The following is a 19,917-nucleotide window of genomic DNA, read 5'->3' as shown; positions in this document are numbered from 1 at the left end:
CGTATTGGTTTTCGTTGCAAAGCAGGTCGACCATTGATCGAAAGACGCCAGTTCAGTGAAGGGTTAAAGGGCAAGAACCTTCGTTACCTGAATGACAACGCCAGCGCGACACCTCAAGTGGTGCGCTGCGGTTTCCTGCTGCTTGAGCATTTTTCGCTGCCGGCCTTCACGCAGGTGCTGGATACGCTCGTGACCGCCAATCTGCTGCGTCCAGGGGTGTTCACCACGCGCACCTTCGGCTTGAGCGACGGCGAAGTAGTCAGCGATCTGGGGCTGGTCATTCGCCCGGACGCTCGTCTCGACGGTTCAGCGATCAAGGGGCTGGACCTGCTGGTGGTGTGTGGTGGATATCGAACCGAACTCAAGGCCAATGAAGCGTTTATTACTCAGCTCAAGGCCTCAGCGGAGCAGGGCGTGATGCTCGCCGGCTTGTGGAACGGCGCCTGGTTCCTCGGCAAGGCGGGCCTGCTCGAGGGCTATCGCTGCGCCATTCATCCGGAACACCGCCCGGCGCTCGCGGAGATCTCCCGGGCGACCCAGGTCAGTAGTGAACCCTACGTCATTGATCGCGACCGCCTCACGGCGTCCAGTCCTTCGGGCGCCTTTCACATGGCCCTGGACTGGATAAAAAGTCTTTACGATAAAGCCCTGGTCGAGGGTGTCGAGGACATCCTGGCCTTCGAGGAATCGCGTTACCGGCGAATCAAGCCGGCGGAGAACATCTGCGTCAGCGCGCCGTTGCGCGAGGTGGTCAAACTCATGGACACCAATCTTGAAGAGCCGCTGGAACTGGAGCAACTGGCGGTCTACGCCGGTCGTTCGCGGCGACAACTCGAACGCCTGTTCAAGGAGCAGCTGGGCACCACGCCGCAACGCTATTACCTGGAGCTGCGCATTACCGAGGCGCGCCGGCTGCTGCAGCACACCGAGTTGTCTCAGGTCGAAGTCCTGGTGGCCTGCGGGTTCGTCTCGCCAAGCCATTTCAGCAAGTGCTACAGCGCCTACTTCGGTTACCGGCCTTCCAAGGAAAAGCGCCTTGTGAAGTAGCGTTGAAGCGCGCCCCGGAGGAACTCCGTTGGTCTCGGCTTTCTGTGGCTATGCTTGACTGACCGTCGCATCGGAAGACATCCATGCCCTCAAGCGCAGCCCCGTTCAGACGCCCGCGCCAGTTGCTGATCCTTGGCGTGCTCGGCCTTTGCGGCTGCGTGCGTCTGGGACCGGATTTCCAGGCGCCGGGCGAAGCATGGAGCCGGCAATGGAGCAGCCCGGCCCTGGAACAGGCCAGCCAGCGCGAACAGAGCCCGGACCTGCGTGAGTGGTGGCAGGTGTTCAACGACCCGTTGCTGGATCGCCTGATTGCCGCTGCGGACGCGGGTAACGCAGACCTGAAAATCGCCGGGCTGCGGGTCATGGAAGCCCGGGCGCGGCTGGGGATTGCCGAAAGCGGGCGTTACCCGCAGCTGCAGCAAGCCAGTGCCGACAGCCTGTACCTCAACCGCCGGCAATCCGGCGGCAGCAATTCGCAGGACAGCCACTTCTGGCAGCACAGCGTGGGTTTCGATGTGGGTTGGGAGCTGGATTTCTGGGGCCGCTTCAGCCGCGCCATTGAGTCGGCCGACGCCAGCTATTTCGCCGCGCGTGCCAACTATGAAGACGTGCTGGTGCTGCTGCACGCGCAAGTGGCGGATACCTATTTTGCCTTACGCACCACCGAGGCGCGGTTGCGGGTGGCAAAGCAGAATGCCCGGCAGCAACAGCGTAATTTCGAGATCACCGAGAAGCTGTTCAACAGCGGGCAGAATGCCGAGCTGGATCTGCAGCAGGCCCGGACTCAATACCTGGGCACCCTGAGCACCATCCCCAGTCTTGAGGACCAGCTGCAACGCACCCGCAATGCCCTGGCCGTACTGATCGGCCAGCCACCCGGCGGCGTGCCGCAGTTGGCGACGAGTGACGGGCTGATTCCGCTGGTGGATCGGGCGGTGCTGCAGGATGTGCCCGCCAGCCTGCTGCTGCGTCGCCCCGACGTGCGAGCTGCCGAGCTCAATGTCGCTGCGCAGTCGGCGCTGATCGGCGTGGCCGAAAGCGATTTTTATCCCTCGTTGACCTTGCTTGGCAGCATCGTCTGGTCCGCTGATTCACTGGATGGCACCCCGCGCAGCCTGGACCTGATAGGGGGGCCGAGCCTGCGCTGGAATCTGTTCGATCATGGCCAGATCAGCAACAACGTGCGAGTGCAGGATGCGCGGTTGCAGCAGTTGATCGAAGTCTATCGCGACAAGGTTCGCCAGGCGGCACGGGAAGCCGATGATGCCGCTGGCGGCTTGATCAAATCCCTTGAGCGCGAGCGTATCCTGGGCGAGGCCGAAGTGGCCGCCAAGCGCTCGCTGGTGCTGGCCAGCGCGCAGTACCGCGAAGGTTATTCGGACTTCCAGCGAGTGCTGGATGCGCAGCGGGCGCTGCTGGAGCAACAGGACAACTACCTGGTGGCCCGCAGCAATGCCGTGAGCAATGTCATTGCCCTGTACAAAGCCTTGGGTGGCGGCTGGTCCAGCGCCCAGCCAATGGTCGATCCCGCCACTCGCAGGCAGATGCAAGAGCGCACCGACTGGGGCGATCTGCTGGACGAGCCTGGAGTTGCCCAGCCTGCCTTTCCCCAGCCCGACGAGGTCAAAACACCATGAGCGACACTGTCCCGCCCTCGGCTGAAACACCGCCGGTGCCAGCACCTGCACCCGCTCCAGACCCGAGCCGCAAGGGCCTGAAGTGGGTGTTGCTGTTGATTGTCCTGAGCCTGGCCTGGTACCTGCTGGCGGATCGCTTCACGCCGTATACGCAGCAGGCGCGGGTAGGGGCCTTTGTGATTCCGGTGGCGGCGGAAGTGGCAGGGCGGGTGATTCGGGTCAACGTGCGGAACAATCAGGATGTGAAGGCCGGCGAGGTGCTGTTCGAGGTCGACCCCCAGCCGTATCAGATTGCCGTGGATCGGGCGCGGGCCGATCTTGAGTCGACCCGGCGCCAGATCGGCGCCGGCACTGCCGGGATTGCTGCCGCGCAGGCCAATCTGAGGGCGGCCCAGGCCAACGAACTCAAGGCGCGCCAGGACAATCAGCGCCTTGAAGGCTTGTATCGGGACGATCCGGGGACCATCTCGGTGCGCCTGCTGGAAGTCTCCCGGGCCAATCGCGAACAGGCCGTGAGCCAGGTCGCTGCGGCCCGCGCCGAAGTCCAGCGGGCACGGGAACAGGAGGGCGGCAGCGATGAGGACAACGCGACCCTGCGCAGTGCCGCCACGGCGTTATCGAAAGCCGAACTGGATCTGGCCAATACCCGGGTGCGCGCGCGATCCTCCGGGTTGATCACGGACCTGCGCACCGATGCCGGCCAGTTTGCTGCTGCCGGAGGTCCGGTGATGACCCTGATTGCGATCCACGATGTATGGGTCAGTGCCGACATGACCGAGAATAATCTGGGTCTGGTCCAAATCGATACGCCGGTGGCGATCGTGCTGGATGCGCTGCCGGGGGAGGTGTTCGAGGGGCGCGTGCGTAGCGTGGGTTACGGGGTCAGCGTCGGTCAGGCGCCCGCGCCCGGAACCCTGCCCAGTGTGCAGAACAGCCGCGACTGGTTGCGCCCGGCGCAGCGCTTCCCGGTGATTATCGAGTTCTCCTCCGAAGCCAAGCAGCACTTGCGCGACAGTCGCGGGATCCGCGCCGGCGGGCAGGCTGAAGTCATGGCCTTTCCCCGCGAGGGCAATCCACTCAACCCACTCGGCCGCCTGTTCTTGGGTTTCATGAGCTGGCTGTCGTATGTCTACTGAAACCACGATCAGGGCCCGGCGCGCGTTGCGCCTGGCGACGGGCACGGCGCTGTGCCTGGCGGCGAGTTTCGGCCTGGGCTTGCCGATTCCTTTCGTGGCGCCGGTGCTGGCGGTGTTGTTGCTGGCGACGCTGAATCAGCCCCTGCCATTCAAGGCAGCACTGGTCCTGGCGCTGGCGGCGCTGCTGACGACCGGCAGCGGTCTGTTGTTGATTCCGGTCCTGCGGTACTACCCGCTCAGTGGCGTGCTGTTGATTGGCCTCTGTCTGTTCCTGGTATTCCGCTTCGGCCTGCGCGGTGGCAACGCGCTTATCGTCACGTTCCTGGTCATCGGCCTGACCATGATTTCGTCAGCCGGGGTTGCCGATTTCGGCCTGGCGGCGACGGTCATCGAGGCGCTGGTCAAGGGCCTGCTGCTCGCGGTGCTGGCCGTGGCAGGCAGTCACTGGCTGTTTGCCGAACCGGCGGATGCTCCGCCATCGCCCAGTCCCCCAGGCTTCCCGCCTGCAGAGGCCGCACGGGTGGCGCTGCGAGCCACCCTGATCGTCCTGCCGACCTTCCTGCTGGCACTGATCGACCCGGCCAGTTACCTGCCGATCATTCTCAAGGCGGTCAGCCTGGGTCAGCAAAGCTCGACCAGCCACACTCACAGCGCCGGTCGGGAGCTGGTCGGCTCGACCCTGCTGGGCGGTTTGCTGGCGATCCTGTTGTGGTGTGCACTGAGCCTGTTTGTGCACCTGTGGATGTTTTTCCTGTGGATGCTGCTGTTCGGCCTGGTGCTGGCGCGCAAGCTTTACCGGCTCAGCCCAACGGGTTTAAGCCCGGGGTTCTGGCTCAACAGCCTGATCACGATGATCATTCTGTTGGGCCAGTCGGTGCAGGACAGCGCAGCGGGCAAGGACGTCTACACCGCCTTTGCCATACGCATGGGGTTGTTTATCGCCGTGACGCTGTACGCATGCCTGATGGTCAATCTGCTCGAGCAACGCCGAGCACTCCCCGCCGCCCCAACCTCGCTCCCCACCCAGCCCCCCAACCCACTCCCCACCCCGTAGGAGCTGTCGAGTGAAACGAGGCTGCGATCTTTTAACACCCAGCGCACACCAGCCACCAACATGTCGCCCCAATTCCCACAGGCATTTTCCCTACAACACAGGCGTACGCGGCGGGATCAGGCGCTTGGAGCCGGTGGCCTCGAACGCACTGGCCAGGCGCAGCAACGATGAATCGTCATAGGCACGACCGGCAAAGGTCAGGCCCACCGGCATGCCAATGTCCGGCATCACGCCCATCGGGACCGTCACCGTAGGGACGCCCAGGTGGCGGATAGCGAGGTTGCCATTGGCGACCCAGACGCCGTTGCTCCAGGCGATGTCCGCAGAACGGGGATCGACATCGGCATTCGCCGGGGCCACGTCGGCGACGGTCGGAAACAGCACCGCGTCCAGGCCCAGGCGATCCATCCAGTCTTCGAGATCGATGCGCCGGGTCTGTTCCAGTCCGCGCAGGCCGTCAGGCACCGTGGTGATCTGGTCCCACGGTGTGATGCCGCGTTCGGCCATGCGCACATACTCGTCCATGCCCGCTACCAGGTCGCCTTCGCGGTTGGGCAGGGTGCCTGGGTCGTGGGGAAAGATCAGCGGGCCGTCGACGTCGACCAGCCGGTTGAGCTTTGGATCCCCGTTGGCCTGCAGGAAATCATCGAACGCCCAGGCCGTCAGGTCCCAGAGTTCGTGGTGCAGAAACTCCTTCGACACCAGGCCCCGAGTGAAGACCGTCGGTGCTCCGGGGCGATCACCCTCGCAATTGGACACCAGCGGGAAATCCACTTCGATCACTTGCGCGCCCGCCGCTTCCAGCGTCTGACGCGCCTGTTGCCAAAGCCCGATCACCGAATCCCGGGTGATGATGCGCTGGCCTGTCGGCCCGCCGATGCCCGGCGCTTCTGCCGTGCCAGCCTCGGGGTCGGCATTGATATACATGCGCGGCACGCCCAGGCGTTTCCCGGCCAGAGCCTCAGCCTTAGCGGCCAGCGCTGGATAGCTCGCCGGACGCACCGAGGCCACGCTCGGAATCGGTACCCAGGGCTGCATGCGCCACAGGTCGCCGCGGGTGTCGGGATCTTCCGCGACCACCACGTCGAGCACTTCGAGCAGATCCGCCATGGTCCGGGCGAAGGGCACGACCACGTCCATGGTCGGCGTCAGGGGCCAGTTGCCGCGCACCGAAATCACCCCACGCGAAGGTGTATAGGCACACAAGCCGTTGTTCGATGCTGGCCCACGGCCACTCGACCAGGTTTCTTCCGCCAGCCCGAACGCGGCGAAACTGGCCGCCGTTGCCGTACCCGCGCCATTGGACGAACCGGAAGCAAAGGGCGCCGTGAGGTAATCGGCGTTGTACGGGCTCTCTGCACGGCCATAAACCCCGCGTTGCATACCTCCATTGGCCATGGGCGGCATGTTGGTCTTGCCCAGGCAAATCGCACCCGCACCACGCAGGCGCTCGATGGTGAACGCATCACGGTAAGCCACCAGGTCGACGAAGGCCGGGCTGCCGGAGGCGGCCGTCAGCCCCTTGACCAGATAACTGTCCTTGGCAGTGTAGGGAATACCATCGAGCGGGCCGAGGGTCTGGCCCTTGGCGCGGCGCTCATCGGATGCCTGCGCTTCGGCGAGGGCTTCAGGGTTGCGCACCACCACTGCGTTCAGCGCTGTCGGCGTGTCGCGCCCGTCGTAGGCATCGACCCTGGCGAGATAAGCCTGGACCAGTTCAACCGCGGTGGTCTGGCCCGACTCGAGCGCCGCCCGCAGCTGCGCAATGGAAACCTCAGTGACCTCGATCATGCGGTTACCCCCGACATTGTTTGAATGATGTGCTTCGTTGAACCAACACGCTGGGTCCGGGGGGCATCACACTTCTCAACTTGGATATTCATATGACTCTCGTTGCACTGCATTCGCGACAGGGCCTGAGCTTATCGGCCGAGTGCCTATTTTGCACCAGAGTGGGCGCGCCGCCGGCAAAAAAAGTACCGAAGCCTCAACCCTCGCGGCCATGCGCAGCGGCGGCCAGCTGTCCGGTATCGACCCGCACGAACACCGAGTCGCCCACCGCTGTAAGTACGCCATCGGCATACACCTCGCAGATCACCCGGGTCTTGCGGCCAACGTCACCTTCGACTTTGGCGCGCAGGGTCAGCGGCACACCCATGGGCGTCGGCTTGATGAATTTGATGCCCAGGTTGCCGGTGACGCAGTCGATGCGCGGCAGGCTATCGGCTGTGCGGGTTTCGGCGCGGTAGTGATAGGCCATGGCCGTCCAGTTCGAATGGCAGTCCACCAGCATGGCGATCAGTCCGCCGTAAACCAGGTCGGGCCAACCGCAGTAACGGGCATCGGGCAGGTGCTCGGCCATGACATGGATGCCGTCTTCGTGCCAGAAGCTCTTGATATGCAAACCATGGGGATTCTTGCCGCCACAGCCATAGCAGACGCCTTCTGGCGCGGCGCTGTCTTGCAGGGAAGTGTCGAGCATGGGAGGTTCCTCTTTTTATTCCGGGAATCTGCCAAGCCTATAAGAAATACCTGACCTGTGGGAGCCTGACTGGCCGGCGATGACGCCCGTGAGCTCGCCATCGCCGGCAAGCCAGCGCCTGCAAGATGCTCTGCCTTACGGTTTCACGACCACCGCCCCGCCGGGTAGCCCGACGCTGTTCACCGCCCCATAGGACACCCGCGGCACACCTCGCATCCGCTGCTCCAGCAACTGCGTAAGCGACTCTCCGGGATTCAGATAAGCGTCGCCGAAATCCGTGCCGATCTGGTTCGGGTGGGCGACGATTTCCAGTACTCCTTTGGTCGGCATTGCTGCGTTGCGCAGGTCCACAGGCGTGCACACATAGTCGGCGGTGGCGCCGGCCAATTGCTGGAGACGGGCGTTGAGCAAGCGTTTGAATACGCGCTTGGGCAGGCTGAGGTTTTGCCCCAGGTTGCGCGCCAGGCGCACCGGCACGCCCTGGCGGGCGGCGAAGCGCGCGACGATTTCGCCGATCGGCCAGATGTTGTGCACGTGTTGATGGGAATCCAGATGGCTGGGCCGCACGCCGTTGTCCAGGCAGCGTTGCCATTGCGCTTCAAGCTCCTCCAGAACAGCTTGGCGATCTTCGCGGCTGAGCCAGAGGCGATGGCGGGGCAGGTTGAGGTCGAACACCCCGGCGTTGTCGCAGAAGTGCGGGCGCGAAAGAATGCCCAGGCTCAACGGCTGGCCGTAGGTGAGGTTGAAGTGCAGGCCGATGCGACCGGTCAGCAGCGGATGCCGGGCCATGGCGCATGCGGCTTCGAAGGCCGGCATGTTGGCCATGGCCGTGGCAGAGCTGATAACGCCCGCCTGGAATGCACCGAGGATCACGGCGTTTTCATTTGGGCTGAGCCCGAAATCATCAGCGTTGACTATGACTTGACGTGGCATGTTTGCCCTCCAGTATGGCGGTGTTCCTGGCCTTGACCTGCTTGGCAGCGGGGGTGGGCGTGGCCACGGCGGCCGCCACTGGTTGCACCGCTTCCGGTTTTACGGGCTTGGCCGCACGCCGCGCTTTCCATTGTTGCAACCGTGGCTTGAGCGCCTGCCAGACCCGTAAGGCCAGCCCCAGGGCGATACCGCTGGGTCGCCAGGAATAGAAGCTCCAGCGCCAGTGCTCCAGTTGCCCGGTCATGCGCTCGTGCAGTTGATGACTGGAATTTTCCAGACTGACGCGCGAGGCATCGATCCAGCGCCAGTTGTCGTCCAGGCCCCAGCGAATCCACTCTTCGAGCAAGACGCGGCCGCTGCCCAGGTCGGCGTATTGCGGCAGGAATGCCAGGTTGTAATCGTACAACCGACCCTGTTCGAGCAGCCCCAGGCGGTAACTGATGCAGCGCCCGTCCAGCTCGAGGATCACCACCCGCACCAGCCCCTGGGCGGCGAGGGCGGTGAAGGCTTGATTCATCCATTGGCGGTGGCGCTCATCGGCAAAAATCCCCACCCCTTCGTCACCTTTCCAGCTTACCGCCTCGACTTCACTGATGGCCTGCAGCAACGCACCCATGGTCGACGCATCCGGGGTAATGCGCCGCACTTGTGCACCACAGGCAGCGATGCGTTTGCGTGCGCGGCGCAGTTTGTAGCGCGGGTCGCCGGAGATTTCCTGGTGGTCGGCCTCGCTGATCTGGTGCACGGGCACGCGACAACTCAGGCGCCGTTCACCGGTAGAGCTGTGCGCCATCCAGTGGGTCAGGGCGCTTTCTTCGCCAGCGGCAGCGCAAAGCTCGTTCAATTGCAGCAAGGCGTGGGGCAGTTTGCGGCGAACCTGCGCCAATGCCTGGCGCACGTCCCCGGCGTCCAGGCGGGCAAGCAGCGCCAGGCGATCGGCCAGGGGGTAGCCCAGGTGGTGCAGCACCCGGAAGGGCAACCCGCCGAAACGCTCCACCGATGCCACCAAGGGCAGGCACAACTGCAGCTCATCGCCTCGCCAGGCCAGCAGCACATGCACCTGGCATCCGACGGCCAGGGCCTGTTCCGACGCGCACATCCAGGCCAGCGTGTTGAACGGAGTGTGCTCCGCGACCCGCAGGCGCAACGCTTCATAAGCCGCTGCCGGGAAGTCGGGTGTACACAGCGAAGTACGCCATTCAAATCGTGCTGTCATAGGTTCAGGTCGGTCCGTGGCGTTCATGAGGCGCTCCAGCGCAGGGCGAACAAGGTTTCCCCAGGCAGCTCGAAGCTGATGCGGCCGCCCTGGCATTTGAAAGGTGCTTCGCGGCTGCGATTGTCCGCGCCGAAGTAATGCAATGTGCCGTTGTTCAGCGGGCAGGCCGTGCCCTCCAGGCTGACCAACTGGATGCGCGCGCCTTTGTTGACCCCGAACAGACTGCGTTGATGGTCGCTGGCCATGGCCAGCACATCCACTTCGAAGGCGTCGTTCTCCAGGCGCATCACGTCGTGCAGCCAGTGCTGCTGCATGAACTGCTGGGCATATCCCACCGGTTTGAGCTCGTAGTGCTCTTCGTCGAGCATGCGCAGCATGCCCTTGCGATGGTCGGATTCGTCGGCGGCCTGGAACCAGCCGAGCATGTCGAGCAAGCCATCCTGGGATGAATTGATCGCTACCGAGGCCCACCACAGTGAAGCGTAATGGGTCTCCTGGTCGTACGGGCTGAGGCTGCTCCCGCTGGACATGTTGGTTTGGTCCAGCAGCAAGGCCTTGCGTGGGCGACCTTGGGCATCCAGCCCGACCAGATCGGCGGCGCGCCGCACGCTGTCGCGATAGACCCGGGTCGCCAGCAGGTCGCGCACCATCCATTCGTGCCAGGCCAGGGCATCGATGCTGTCCCCGGATTCGGCGAGCAGGCGCCTGGCCCAGTCGATGCCACGCCGGTCTTCGGCGTTTTCGATGAACGGACCGTTGATGAACCGCGAGCTCGCTGGCATCACAATGCGCACGCCGGCCTTGGCATTGGCCGGGTCGCTGCGTACCTGGCGAGCCATGCTGTTGAAGATCGCCTGATAGCTCGCGTAGTCGCGGTAGTTGAGGTTTGGCTCGTCGGCGAAGCCGATGTAGTGCGTGCCCTTGCCGCCGAGGGCGCGAGTGGCGGCCAGCCAGGCATCGAGCCCGGCGGTGCTGTTGGCATCGAGGCGCAGGTCGGCCACTCGGTACCGGCCGGCCAGCAGGGTCAGGTTCTGGGTGATGCCGAAACGCTCCTGGAACAGGCGACGGAATTTGTCTTCGTAATGCGGCCGGGTCGCCATGATGTCGACCAGGCTGTAGTGGGTCGCGGCTGTGGCGTTGAGCGCATCGAACAAGGCAAAAGTCGAGGGCGGCGGCAACGCGTAGGGCATGGCGATGCCCAGGTTCGGGGTCTTGCCGATCACGCCCGGGTGCAGGGTCAGGCGGGTCTTGCCGAAGTCCTCGCGCAAGGGTTTGAGTTGCTGTGGGGTCTGGGCAAACAGGTTGGCCGTGCCATCGAGCCAGAACGCCACTTTGCCACTGCCGCGCAAGCGCAGGCGCCAGACCTGGTCAGCGGCGGCCACTGGCAATTCGACCTTGTCGAACTGCCAATACGCCGGGTAGGGTTTGAGGGCCAGCGACACCTGCTTGCCGTCATCCAGCCGTTGCGCCTGTAAGGCCTCCACGCCGCCGTGGAACTTGCCGGCCAGTACCGCGCGCTCGCCGGCCGCGACCTTGAAGTACAACTCCTCGTTGTCCCCGGGTTCGGCGCTGAAATGCACCTTGGCCGGGGCAAACAGCGCGACCGTGCGCTCGTCGTGCTCAACCGTGTACCGGCGGAAGCTGTAGCCTGGAATTTCCAGGCGATAACTGGCCGCGCTCGGTGCCAGCGGCCAGCTTTGGCTGCCACTGGTTTCACTCGCGGCGATCTTGCGTTCGGCCTGCAATTTGCCCTGGCCATCGATCAGGTACAACTGTTCTTCGTTGGCTTGTGCCTGCCAGGCCGGCGTCCAGCGCACGGTCAGGGTGTCAGGGCTATCGGGTTGCAGGTACAGGCTGCCGTCGCGAATTTGCGCCCAGCGCATGGGGGCGGCTTCGGCGCTCAGACTCAGACTGATGAACAGTAACAGCCACTTCATGCCGACTTCCGTTGCAGCATTTGCAGCATGGGCGCCACGTCGCTGGGCAGGATGATCAGGGTTTGCCAGATAGGCACCCGGCTCAAGTGGCAGTACAGCAGCAGCAGCGCCACAGTCACCGCCAGGTAGGCAATTGAAGAAGCCGCTGCTGCACCGACGATGCCATAGGCGGGGATGAGTATGAGGTTCAGCGGCAGGCTGAGCAGGGCGCTGAAACCCATCAGCATGGAAATCGCGCCGGGACGGTTCTTGCCCAGCAGGTCCAGGCGCAGGATGCTCATGTAGCACAGGCCCAGCAGGCCCGGCAGCAGCGCCAGGAGGGCCGGGTAGGCCGGTTGATAGGCAACGCCGAACAAGGTAATGATCAGCCATTCACCGATCAGCGCCATGGACAGGCACGCACCAATCATCACCGTGGCGGTGAGGCGCAATGCCAGGGGCGTGAGTTTCTCAATGCCCTTTTCCTGCTGCAGCAGGTTCTTCATCAGCGGAGTGGTCACGGCTTCGGGAACGATCAGCAGCAATTCGGCAGCCGCGCTGGCCATCGCGTAATGGCCCAGGGCCGTGGTACCTAACAGGGCGCCGATGAACAGATAGTCGGAGCGCAGGATCACCTGCTGGAACAACAGGTCGGGATGGCTGCGTGCGCTGTAGCGCAGCAGTTCTTTCTGGCTGGCCCGGTCCCACTGCAAGATCACCGGCTGGGCTCGCTTGAGCCAGATCCAGCCGGTCAGCACCACCATGCTGAGCCCGGCCAGCCAACTGATCAACGCGGCTTCCAGTGCCGCGTTTTTCCACATCCAGAACAGGGCGAGAAACAGCAGCAGCGGCGCCACCGATTCGATCAGGCGCAAGACGTTGAACGCCATCACGTTGCCCGAGGCGTTGTGCAGCGTCAACAGGCCACTCTTGAGTACCGTCAGCGGCACCGCCAACAACAATAACCAGGCGAGCAAACCCAGTTGCAGGGTGATGTCCAGTTCGCTGCCGAACTCCCGCGTCAGCGCCACCACCACAAACGTCAGCAACCCGGCGAGCAAGCAGCCGTACACCAATACCTGACTCAGCAACAGACCCATGGGCCGATGCTGCGCTGCCTGGAAGCCGACGGCCGAATTTAGCCCGCCACTGGTGGCGGCGCTGATCAGTTCGGGCAGGGTACTGAGCAGGGCAAACAGACCACGCTCGCTTGGCCCCAGAATCCGCGCCAGCAAAACGTTGCGTAGCAGGCGCACGGCGATCATCGCCAGCTTGGTGCCCATGCTCAAAGCCAGGTTTTTCAGGTACGTGTTGCGACTCATGCGCGGGCTCCGCGGCAGATGCGCCAGGACAACAACTGCGGATTGCGCGCCACCCTTTGGCTGACGCCGAACCTGGGCAGTGCCAGCGGATCCGGGTGGCCACGGTAAATCCCGGCAGCGGTGCCCAGGGCAAACGGGAAATCATGGTCGGCGACCTGTTGCCGCACCCGTGCATCGTTGTCGCCATTGGGGTAGCAGTACACTGGCAACGGTCGCTGGCAGCCGTTGTGCAGCGCATCGCGGCTACGGCGGATTTCCTCCGCCAGGGTGCGATCGTCGAGCCCGGTGAGGATCGCATGGCTGGCCCCGTGCGGACCGAAGCGCACCAGCCCGGAATTTTCCAGCTCGCGCACCTGCTGCCAGTCCAGTGCCTGGGGCATGGATTCGGCCGGACACTCGTCGGTGAGTCGGCTGAGCGCCTGGGGCGGCAGGGTTTTCAGGCTTTGCAGAAAGCGCAGCAGCGCCAGACTGCGGCGTTGCTCGTTGGCATCGTGCAACTGCGCCGGCAGTGGCCGGCCGGCCTGTTGCAGGGATTCGATCAGGTGTATCCGCGCCTCCTCGCCATGACTGCCCCAGAGCGTTTCGCCAAGGCTTTCCCACCAGAACCGCTGGCGGCTGCCGATGAAATCGCTGGAGAGAAAAATACTCGCCGGCACTTGATGCTTGAGCAATACCGGAAAGGCGTGCAGGGCGTTGTCGCGCCAGCCGTCGTCGAACGTCAGGCTCACTCTTGGCCGCTTCGTCGGGCTTTGGGTGGGTTGCAGGATGTCCATCAGCGGCACGCAGTCGAAGTGCCTGCTCAGCCAGCCCAGAAAGTGGTCAAAGGCCTGGGTGCCGATGCACAGTTCGTTGCGATGGGGCAGGTCGGCGGCGTCGTCATCGGGCAGCACCCGATGCAGCATCAGGATCACCCCGGCGCCGTGCAGTTGATTGCGCCCCACTGACGAGTTCAGGTAGAGCCATCCGCTGGTCTGTTTGAACAATTGCATAATCCCCATGGTTCCATCCTCTCAGCGATTTTGTTCGGGGTTCCATCGTGCATAGCGTTGACCGCGCAGGAACTGCCACAGCCCGCTACTCATCCCGGCAAGGGTGACCAGCAGGAAGGCGGCGAGGCGGAAGGGTTTGGGCAGGCGGTGTTGCGAGTCCAGCAGACCGGCGATAGCGATCGCGTAACCGAGCAGTTGCGCGACCAGGAACACCTGGTAGAAAGCATGCTCCTGCCACAGCCAGAAATTGCTCAGCAACAACGGCAGCAACAGGATGGGCGCCAGGCGGCGGATCAGCTTGTGGCTGATCAGCGCGATGGCGTACAGCCCGTGCTTGAACGGGTTGAGCAGTTCGCGGCGCTGGGCCAGGCTTTGCAGACCGCCGACGGTCACGCGCTGGCGCCGGCGGAATTGTTTGTCTGCCTCGTCGACGCCCTGGTCGATCACTTGGGCCTGGGGCACGTAAACGATGCGTTTGAACGCCACAGGCGCACAGGTGCTGATAAAAAAATCATCGTTGACCTCTGCCGGCACGGTCTGGAACAACTCGCGTCGCAACGCCAGTAGCGCGCCATCGGCGGAGACCATGCAGCCGGTGCGATTCTCCACCCGGCGCAACCAGCCTTCGTAATGTCGATACAGGCTGTCGCCGATGCTCAGGCCTTTGCCGGTCACCGGGATCACCATGTGCCCGGCGCAGGCGCCGACCGCAGGGTCTGTCAGCGGCGCGAGCAGGTGGCCGAGGGTGTCGGTGGCCCATTGATTGTCGGCGTCGGTAAACACCAGGATGTCACCGCTGCTCAGTGCGACCCCGGCGTTGAGGGTCGCGGCCTTACCCCCGCGGGGCAGGTCAAGCACTGTGATGCGCGGGTCGACAACCTTGTGCGCACAGGCCACGGTGTCGTCGGTAGAGCCGTCGCTGGCGAGGATGATTTGCAGCGAGCGTGGCTGGTAATCCTGGGCCAGCAGCGTGCGCAGTTTTTCCTCGATGTGCCGCGCCTCATTGTGGGCGGCAATCACGATGCTCACGTTCATCGGTGGCGCCGGCGCCGGACGGCGCGCCGGGTACAGCGGTGCGAGCAACGTCAGCAGCACGGGATAACCCAGATAGGCGTACACCGGCAGCAGCAGGCACATCCAGAAAATGAATTCAGCCACGGGCGGGCCTCCTGGCATTCCATTGGCAAAGGCTGAGAATGAACGCGGCGCCGGCCAGGTGCAGACGCACCCAGTGCAAGCCCCAGAGTTGCACCGTCAGGCCGACGCTGCGGTGCCTGGCACTCTGGCGCAAGCTCAGCATCAGCGCCGGTAACAGTGTCAGCACAAACATCAGCAGCGCGTGATGCGGGTAGCCGTTGAGCAGTGCTGAAATGGCGAGGAAATCCACCACCCAGGCCATGATCGACAACAACGGAAAGCGTAGCAGTCGCAAGCTCATGCCGTGGGTGCGCAGCAATTGCAGATGACTGCCCTGACGCCACATTTCCTTGCCCATCCATTCCCGCCAGCTGCCTTCGTAACCCCAGTGCAGGGCCACGCTTTGGTTGGCGGTGAGCAGGCGCGCGCCGTGTTTGCCCAGGCGCAGGGTGAACTCCTTGTCTTCCCCGGTGCGCAGGTTTTCGTCGAAACCGCCGACCTTGTCGAACCAGCTGCGCTGCATCAGCAGGTTGGCACTGGGCAGCCAGTCCACCGTCTGTACGGTATGGGCGCTGGGGCGCAGCGTACGGCGCTGCCAGGCGGTCGCGTACCAGGGCGCTTCGGCGGGGGTGTGCAGGTCCAGGCCAAATACATCGGCCTGGCCGCCGGCGTCGAGTTCGATCAGCCGGGTCAGCCAGTCCTCGGGCATCTCGATGTCGGCGTCGATAAAGGCCAGCCAGTGACCGCTGGCGACGGCGGCACCACGATTGCGCAAGGCGCCGATCGCCAGGCCAGGCATCACCAGCACCTGGGCGCCGAACTGCCGTGCAATCTGCGGGCCCCGATCAGTGGAGCCATTGTCGACCACGATCAGCTCGCATTGCAGGTCGGCGGCATGCGCGGCCTTCTGCGCGGCGAGCAGCGTGCGCCCAATATGCCGCGCCTCGTTGAACATCGGGATGACGATGCTGATGCTGTTCATTTCCGAGCCTCGAACGGAGCGCTTTCTTCAGCTTTGATACGCAGCACGCTGGTCAGCGCGAGCATGATCCACAGGTACTTGTGGTTCGGCGCACTGAGGAACATCAGGAACAGTGTCAACGAGAGAAAACTCATGCTCAGGTGCGTCAGCATGTCGACCTGCTCGCTATTGCCGCGCTGCCTCCAGGCGCGACGCGCCCGCGTCAGGTTGTACATGGCCAGGCCGAGCATGCCGACAAACATCAGCCCGGCAGGAATCCCCAGCTCACTGAAAATCTCCAGGTAGGTATTGTGCGCGTGTCGGTACAGTTCTTCGGGGTTGCTGTTGAAGGCGAAGGCCTTTGAATAGCCGGTGGCTGCGTAGTGCAGCGGGAAGGTACCGGGACCGGTGCCGATCAACGGGTTCTCGGCAATCATCCCGCTGCCGACCACGATGTAGGACGCGCGGCGGCCCAGGGATGCGTCCTGGCTCCTGGCGCCGGAGCTCAGGATGCTCAAGGACTCGATGCGTTTGATGTAGCTGGCCGGCATGGCGTACAGCGCAAGCGGAATCACGATTGCCAGACCCAGCATGGCAAACCCCAGGTGCCGTGGACGGATGCGGGGCAGCAATGCCCGGTAGTGCCAGGCGCCGATCAACAGGCTGATAAACAGCACCACCAGGCCCGAACGAGATTCGGTCTTGGTAATGCCGACCAACAGCAGGAGGGTGCACCCACCCCAGAACATTCGGTGCAGCATGTTCGAGCTACGCATGACCAGCAACAGCGCCAGGGGCACGGCAAAGGCGATCATCAGGGCGAAATTGTTCGGGTCTTTCAACAAGCCGGCAGCACGCCCGGCGTCCTGGTATTTAACGGAGAACAGCGTCATGGCGCAGGTCACCGCGACGCTGAGGGTGACCAGTTTGGCAAAGGTGTTCAGATTCAGTTCGCGACCAATCAGCAAGGTGATGATAAACAGCACCAGGCCGACACTCAGGTCACGCAGATGCCCAAGCGATACGCTCATGTTGTCGCTGTTCAGCAGGCTGAGCAGGTACAACGCCATGAAGCTGAGCAGAAAGCGCCAGATATTGCTGCGCAAGCGTTCGGCCGGCAGCTGGTGCATCGCCAGTTGCAACATCAGGATCAGCACCAGCGAGGCACCCAGGATTTTCGAACCGGGAAAGGCGCTGTCCTTGAACAGGCCCTCGAACGGCAGGATGGCGGCGATGCCCAGCAGGCCCCAGGTCGGCTTGCGGTACAGGACCGCGACGCCGACCACGCCCAGGACCACCCCCGGCGCCAGGAAAGGAAAAGGGCTGGCCAGCAAACCAAGGCAGACCAGGGCGAGCAAACTGACGATCGAGAGCGGAACAATCACGCGCGTGCCTCCCGTGCAGTACGGATATAAAGCTGCGACCAGCGTTCGGCCAGGGCCTTGAGGTCATAGCGATCCTGTTGCGTACGTCTTGCGTTGTCGATCAGTTCGCCGGTCAGTGCCGGCTCGGACAGCAACGTACCGATCTGGCGGGCGAGTGCGCTGCTGTCGGCCGGCGTTGCCAGCAAACCGTTGTGTCGGTCCTGCAGCACGTCGGGAATCCCGCCGACCGCGAACGCCACCACCGGCACCCCGGCCTGCATCGCCTCCAGCAGAATCATCGGCGTGCCCTCGGTGCGCGAGCTGATCACCAGCGCATCAAGTTGTCGCCACCACTGGCCCATGTCCGTCTGGTAACCGGGCAAGCGGATGCGCTCCTGCAAACCCGCTGCGTCGATGCGTGCCAGCAGTTCCTCGCGTTCCGGGCCGTCTCCAAGCATCACGGCGTCCAGGTGCGGGTACTGCTGACAGAGCGGCATCAGCGCATCGAGAAACAGGTCCGGGCCTTTTTCACCGCTCAGGCGTCCAACGTAACCGGCGAGAAAGCGCTGCCGGTCGGTACTGGGGAGCAACTGGCCGGTGGCGGCTGGCAAACCGTTGGGAATCACCTGCAGCTTCAGCCCCCTGACCCTGGCTTGACGGTGCAGTGCGGCGATGCTTTCGGCGACGCAGACCACGCGATCCACCGAAGCCGTGCGGCACAATTGCAGGCTGAGCCAGGTGTAGAACTTCTGCTTGCGACTGCGCGGGGTGAAGCCGTGCTGAGTAATCACCAGCGGCAGGCGCAACAGCGTCGCGCCAACCCAGCCGAACAACAGGCCCTTGAAGTTATGGGTGTTGATCAGCGGCCGCTCGCGGCGGCGCTGGCGCAGGTGCCTGAGCAAGGCCCTGAGCCCCGCGCAACTGCGGCAGTCGACGCCGGCTTCGCGAAACCGCGCGATCAGCTCCGGCGGCGCATCCAGAAACAGCACCTGGTGCTGCCCGGGTGTTGCCAGGCAGTGATCGAGCAACATCCGCTCAGCCCCATAGAAGCCACCGCTGCTGAGCAAATGAATGATCGGCAGGGTGCTTGCAGGTGCAGTCTGGCTGAGCGGCGCGTTCAATTGCGCACCCAATGCGCGAAGCGCGGCACGGTCCAGTTCTTGTGCGGGTTGATCGGCTCGACGTTCTGATCGTTGATCACCAGCAGCACTGGCAAGCCCAGTTCGTGGGAGATTTGCGCTGGATGCTTGAAGCGGTGATCGAAGAACTCACGTACGTAGACGAAGGCGATCGCCAGCAGCAAACCGGTGAGCAGTCCCAATGGGATGATCAGCATCGGTTTGGGAAATGCGGCTTCCGTCGGCTCGAACGGTGGGCTGAGAATCCGTGCGTTGGACAAGTCGTTGTCCAGCGAACGGGCGGTGCTGCTTTCGGCAAAGCGCTGGGCGTAGGTGGAGAACGCGGCGTGCAATGCCTCGATCTCGGTGTCCATCTGGCGCAACTTGCTCTGGGTTTCCTGCAACTGGTGGATGCGGTTCTTGAACTGGGCAATGCGCGCGGTTTTCTGGTCGATCACCGAGCCGATCACGGCCAGGTCGGCGGTGCGTTCCTGAATGCGGTTGTTCACCACTTTGAGGAACTGCCCGCGAGTCCGGGTGATCTGTTCGCGCTGCAGCAACATGGGCTCGCTGCCAGGCTGGAACACCGACAGGTCATTCATGTAACGGCTGACCTGGCTGATCAGCAGTTCGCCGAGCTGCTTGACCTCGCGATCCTCGAACGCCACGTTGTCGGTGGTGGTAGTAAAGGTGTAGGGGAAGGAGTAGTCGTTGAGTTTGGCGTCCTTGGCCGCAGCCAGGCTGGTTTTCAGGTAGTCGAGCCAGCGTTTGCTTTGCAGCAGGCGATCCTGGTAGAGGTTGAGTGCCTGCTCCTCGGTGTTGATGGCGTTCAGGCGGAAAGTGATTTCCTCCCGAGGATCAGCCGAGCCGACGCCCTCAAGCAGTGCCAGCCGGTTGCCTTCCAGGCCATCGAGACGCACCTGGTACTGCATTTTCTTGGTTTCGTAAAAGCTCTGCGGCAGGTCGATGGATTGCAGAGCCTGACGGCTGACCAGGTAGTTCTGCAGCAGGGCGGCAACGAACTTGGTGCCCTGGGCCGGGTCGGGTGAGCTGTAGACGATCGAGATCACGTTGGAACCGGGCAGGGTTTCGACCTTCAGGTCGCTCATGGCTTGCTGCGTCAGTGCATCCAGTTCGGTGTCCCGTACCGGGTCGGTTTCCAGGCCCAGTGCATTACGCACAGGATTGATCAGGTGTTCGCGAATGGGCGTGGTGACGTAGTCCTTGAATGGCTGCGCTACCAGTTTGTTGAACGTGCTCACCGGCGGCGTGTACTCGCTGTTCTCGCGCATTTGGCTGAGCGTTTCGCGAATCAGCCCCGGCGAACGCAGGATATTGCTCTCGGTTTCCATGTCTGCCAGCGATGGCGGAATGAACGAGGCGTTCTCCTGGTTGAGGGAGGTGGTGGCATCTCCCTGGGAGAGTTTTTTGGACTGCACGATCACCTGGGCGGTGATATCGAAGCTCTGCTTGAGCATCAGCGGCAAGATCAGTGCGATCACTGCAAAGATCAGGAAGACTCGTTTCACCAACTGCTTGTTGGCGAAAAAGATCCTGAAAAACTCGTGCAGGTAGTTTTCTTTTGGATTCATGACGGTCACCTGA

General features: G+C 63.4%; 16 protein-coding genes. 4 read left to right on the top strand and 12 right to left on the bottom strand.

The window, feature by feature from the left end; all coding sequences use genetic code 11:
• Positions 1–33 precede the first annotated feature (33 nt).
• From souR to AAEZ05_RS21500, 4 genes are all read left to right on the top strand, one after another.
• Entirely contained in the window at positions 34–1,047 is a 1,014-nt protein-coding gene (souR, locus tag AAEZ05_RS21515) for a transcriptional regulator SouR (RefSeq protein WP_350648748.1), read from the top strand.
• An 83-nt stretch (positions 1,048–1,130) separates the two neighbouring features.
• On the top strand, positions 1,131–2,684 hold the full coding sequence (locus tag AAEZ05_RS21510; RefSeq protein ID WP_350648746.1) for an efflux transporter outer membrane subunit: 1,554 nt from the start codon (positions 1,131–1,133) through the stop codon (positions 2,682–2,684).
• On the top strand, positions 2,681–3,820 hold the full coding sequence (locus AAEZ05_RS21505) for an HlyD family secretion protein (protein WP_350599664.1): 1,140 nt from the start codon (positions 2,681–2,683) through the stop codon (positions 3,818–3,820). The genes AAEZ05_RS21510 and AAEZ05_RS21505 overlap by 4 nt, the downstream gene beginning before the upstream one ends.
• Positions 3,810–4,874, top strand: coding sequence for a DUF2955 domain-containing protein (locus tag AAEZ05_RS21500; RefSeq protein ID WP_350648744.1), 1,065 nt, complete (start codon positions 3,810–3,812; stop codon positions 4,872–4,874). The genes AAEZ05_RS21505 and AAEZ05_RS21500 overlap by 11 nt, the downstream gene beginning before the upstream one ends.
• Before the next feature lie 90 nt (positions 4,875–4,964).
• On the opposite strand, the gene AAEZ05_RS21495 is transcribed toward AAEZ05_RS21500, so the two are convergent.
• The 12 genes from AAEZ05_RS21495 to AAEZ05_RS21440 all read right to left on the bottom strand — a co-directional run bounded on the left by AAEZ05_RS21495 (position 4,965) and on the right by AAEZ05_RS21440 (position 19,904).
• A complete protein-coding gene (locus AAEZ05_RS21495; RefSeq protein WP_205893847.1) occupies positions 4,965–6,665 on the bottom strand; it encodes an amidase in 1,701 nt (566 codons plus the stop codon).
• A 196-nt stretch (positions 6,666–6,861) separates the two neighbouring features.
• Positions 6,862–7,356 (bottom strand): PaaI family thioesterase, encoded by a 495-nt coding sequence (locus tag AAEZ05_RS21490; RefSeq protein WP_350648742.1) that lies wholly within the window; start codon positions 7,354–7,356, stop codon positions 6,862–6,864.
• Between the two features lie 135 nt (positions 7,357–7,491).
• Positions 7,492–8,289, bottom strand: coding sequence for a ChbG/HpnK family deacetylase (locus AAEZ05_RS21485; RefSeq protein ID WP_045061569.1), 798 nt, complete (start codon positions 8,287–8,289; stop codon positions 7,492–7,494).
• Positions 8,261–9,505 (bottom strand): GNAT family N-acetyltransferase, encoded by a 1,245-nt coding sequence (locus AAEZ05_RS21480; protein WP_205893864.1) that lies wholly within the window; start codon positions 9,503–9,505, stop codon positions 8,261–8,263. Before AAEZ05_RS21480 ends, AAEZ05_RS21485 begins: the two co-directional genes overlap by 29 nt.
• Before the next feature lie 23 nt (positions 9,506–9,528).
• Complete coding sequence (locus AAEZ05_RS21475) at positions 9,529–11,442, bottom strand: hypothetical protein (RefSeq protein WP_205893849.1); 1,914 nt, start codon at positions 11,440–11,442, stop codon at positions 9,529–9,531.
• Positions 11,439–12,743, bottom strand: coding sequence for a lipopolysaccharide biosynthesis protein (locus AAEZ05_RS21470; protein ID WP_350648739.1), 1,305 nt, complete (start codon positions 12,741–12,743; stop codon positions 11,439–11,441). Before AAEZ05_RS21470 ends, AAEZ05_RS21475 begins: the two co-directional genes overlap by 4 nt.
• Positions 12,740–13,741, bottom strand: coding sequence for a polysaccharide deacetylase family protein (locus AAEZ05_RS21465; RefSeq protein ID WP_045061566.1), 1,002 nt, complete (start codon positions 13,739–13,741; stop codon positions 12,740–12,742). Before AAEZ05_RS21465 ends, AAEZ05_RS21470 begins: the two co-directional genes overlap by 4 nt.
• Positions 13,742–13,753: 12 nt before the next feature.
• A complete protein-coding gene (locus tag AAEZ05_RS21460; protein ID WP_350648737.1) occupies positions 13,754–14,890 on the bottom strand; it encodes a glycosyltransferase in 1,137 nt (378 codons plus the stop codon).
• Entirely contained in the window at positions 14,883–15,851 is a 969-nt protein-coding gene (locus AAEZ05_RS21455) for a glycosyltransferase (protein ID WP_205893851.1), read from the bottom strand. The genes AAEZ05_RS21460 and AAEZ05_RS21455 overlap by 8 nt, the downstream gene beginning before the upstream one ends.
• Positions 15,848–17,215 carry an O-antigen ligase family protein gene (locus AAEZ05_RS21450; protein ID WP_350648735.1) on the bottom strand — a complete coding sequence of 456 codons (1,368 nt, stop codon included), beginning with the start codon at positions 17,213–17,215 and terminating at the stop codon, positions 15,848–15,850. Before AAEZ05_RS21450 ends, AAEZ05_RS21455 begins: the two co-directional genes overlap by 4 nt.
• Entirely contained in the window at positions 17,212–18,315 is a 1,104-nt protein-coding gene (locus AAEZ05_RS21445; RefSeq protein WP_350648733.1) for a glycosyltransferase family 4 protein, read from the bottom strand. Before AAEZ05_RS21445 ends, AAEZ05_RS21450 begins: the two co-directional genes overlap by 4 nt.
• Entirely contained in the window at positions 18,312–19,904 is a 1,593-nt protein-coding gene (locus tag AAEZ05_RS21440) for a GumC family protein (RefSeq protein ID WP_350648731.1), read from the bottom strand. The genes AAEZ05_RS21445 and AAEZ05_RS21440 overlap by 4 nt, the downstream gene beginning before the upstream one ends.
• Positions 19,905–19,917 lie beyond the last annotated feature (13 nt).

This window comes from Pseudomonas sp. HY13-MNA-CIBAN-0226, assembly GCF_040310305.1.
GTDB classification, from domain to species: Bacteria; Pseudomonadota; Gammaproteobacteria; order Pseudomonadales; family Pseudomonadaceae; genus Aquipseudomonas; species Aquipseudomonas gregormendelii.
The sequence above is the reverse complement of the archived record's forward strand: the minus strand, read 5'-3'. Positions and strand labels throughout refer to the sequence as shown.

Excerpts from the sequence above, each read along its gene's own strand:
- AAEZ05_RS21510 (WP_350648746.1), top strand. The coding sequence starts at position 1,131 with ATGCCCTCAAGCGCAGCCCCGTTCAGACGCCCGCGCCAGTTGCTGATC.
- AAEZ05_RS21505 (WP_350599664.1), top strand. The coding sequence starts at position 2,681 with ATGAGCGACACTGTCCCGCCCTCGGCTGAAACACCGCCGGTGCCAGCA.
- AAEZ05_RS21500 (WP_350648744.1), top strand. The coding sequence starts at position 3,810 with ATGTCTACTGAAACCACGATCAGGGCCCGGCGCGCGTTGCGCCTGGCG.
- AAEZ05_RS21495 (WP_205893847.1), bottom strand. The coding sequence starts at position 6,665 with ATGATCGAGGTCACTGAGGTTTCCATTGCGCAGCTGCGGGCGGCGCTC.
- AAEZ05_RS21490 (WP_350648742.1), bottom strand. The coding sequence starts at position 7,356 with ATGCTCGACACTTCCCTGCAAGACAGCGCCGCGCCAGAAGGCGTCTGC.
- AAEZ05_RS21485 (WP_045061569.1), bottom strand. The coding sequence starts at position 8,289 with ATGCCACGTCAAGTCATAGTCAACGCTGATGATTTCGGGCTCAGCCCA.
- AAEZ05_RS21480 (WP_205893864.1), bottom strand. The coding sequence starts at position 9,505 with ATGACAGCACGATTTGAATGGCGTACTTCGCTGTGTACACCCGACTTC.
- AAEZ05_RS21475 (WP_205893849.1), bottom strand. The coding sequence starts at position 11,442 with ATGAAGTGGCTGTTACTGTTCATCAGTCTGAGTCTGAGCGCCGAAGCC.
- AAEZ05_RS21470 (WP_350648739.1), bottom strand. The coding sequence starts at position 12,743 with ATGAGTCGCAACACGTACCTGAAAAACCTGGCTTTGAGCATGGGCACC.
- AAEZ05_RS21465 (WP_045061566.1), bottom strand. The coding sequence starts at position 13,741 with ATGGGGATTATGCAATTGTTCAAACAGACCAGCGGATGGCTCTACCTG.
- AAEZ05_RS21455 (WP_205893851.1), bottom strand. The coding sequence starts at position 15,851 with ATGAACAGCATCAGCATCGTCATCCCGATGTTCAACGAGGCGCGGCAT.
- AAEZ05_RS21440 (WP_350648731.1), bottom strand. The coding sequence starts at position 19,904 with ATGAATCCAAAAGAAAACTACCTGCACGAGTTTTTCAGGATCTTTTTC.